A 419-nucleotide genomic window follows, 5' to 3' on the forward strand; every position below is an offset into this window, starting at 1 on the left:
GTCCAGCACCTGCGGATCCCGGCTCAGCGCGCGCAGCACGTCCAGCGCCTGGACGTTGCCCGCGCCCTCCCACACCGAGTTCAGCGGGGACTCGCGCACCAGCCGGGGCATCCCCGACTCCTCCACGTACCCGTTGCCGCCCAGGCACTCCGCCGCCTCCACCGCGAGAGGCGCGCACCGCTTGGTCACCCAGTACTTGGCGGCCGGAACCGCGATCCGCAGCAGCGCCCGCTCCCGCTCGCTCCCGTCGTCGTAGGCCGCGGCGAGCCGCAGCGCCAGCGTGGTGGCCGCCTCCGACTCCAGGGCGAGATCGGCCAGGACGTTGCGCATCAGCGGTTTGTCGATCAGCTTGCCGCCGAACGCCTCCCGGTACGCGCAGTGGTGCACCGCCTGCGCCACGGCCTGCCGCATCAGCCCCG

1 protein-coding gene is annotated in these 419 nt (G+C 73.7%); it reads right to left on the minus strand.

Annotation, left to right across the window (positions count from 1 at the left end; genetic code table 11):
• Positions 1-419, minus strand: a 419-nt coding sequence (locus J0695_RS41500) for an acyl-CoA dehydrogenase family protein (RefSeq protein WP_277990120.1), incomplete at both ends; no start/stop codon positions are given.

The organism is Streptomyces beijiangensis, from assembly GCF_017315755.1.
GTDB lineage: Bacteria > Actinomycetota > Actinomycetes > Streptomycetales > Streptomycetaceae > Streptomyces > Streptomyces beijiangensis.